Source organism: Alcanivorax sp. HI0044, from assembly GCF_001634945.1.
Genome location: NZ_LWEZ01001464.1, coordinates 1 through 790 on the forward strand (window position 1 = coordinate 1; position 790 = coordinate 790).

Annotated in this window: 1 protein-coding gene; it reads left to right on the top strand. The window is 58.6% G+C overall.

Annotated features, from left to right (window positions below):
* Nucleotides 1-147: 147 nt before the first annotated feature.
* A complete protein-coding gene (locus tag A3730_RS22060; protein ID WP_063519767.1) occupies nucleotides 148-582 on the top strand; it encodes an MgtC/SapB family protein in 435 nt (144 codons plus the stop codon).
* Nucleotides 583-790: the final 208 nt, after the last annotated feature.

Consider the following 790-nt stretch of genomic DNA (forward strand, 5'->3'; position numbering starts at 1 on the left):
TGTACTAACGGTAGCGTGATCGGGCGGCGGGCTTCTGTTGTGACGATGTAAGCTTTTGCTTACATATGCGTCTCAATGGTAGCCGGGCTGGATTACTGTCAGCGGGTGTGGGCAAAGCCCCGTACCCACTCAAGCAAGGAGAGCAATATGCAGGAACTGGACTGGGCGCAGGTGGGGACCCACCTGATTCAGCTTGGCGCGGCCTTTGTGCTGGCGTTGCCGGTGGCCTGGAACCGGGAACAGAAGGCGCGAGGCGCCGGCTTGCGTACCTTTCCGCTGGTTTCCATTGCGGCTTGTGGCTATATGTTGGTGGGAATGCAGGTGTACACCGGGTCCGACGCGGAAGCGCGGGTCATGTACGGGATTATTACCGGCATGGGCTTTATCGGCGGTGGGGCGATTCTCAAGGATGGGGCTAACGTGAGCGGTACCGCCACAGCGGCGAGTCTGTGGAATACCGGGGCGATCGGTATTTCGGTGGCTTACAGTCGTTATGAAATTGCCTTGGTGCTGTCGCTGATCAACTTTTTGATTCTGCAGTTTTCTCGCTCATTCAAACGCAGCGGTGAAGAGGAAAGCTGAAACGCCTTTAGCGCGTTGCCCCAGTTCGCTGGCAGCGGCGCACTGTGGCCTGTCCGGATCAGCACTGAGCCAGAATGGCCTGGCGGACACAGTGAAGGACGCCGGTGGGCCAGTCGTCAGCCAGTTGTTCCTTGATCTGGCGGTAGCTGAAGGTGTCTTCCGCCAGGTTGGCCTGGCTGAGCAGGGCGTCCTGGATGATACCGATTTC

Coding starts and splice junctions, on each gene's coding strand:
- A3730_RS22060 (WP_063519767.1), top strand. CDS start 148: ATGCAGGAACTGGACTGGGCGCAGGTGGGGACCCACCTGATTCAGCTT.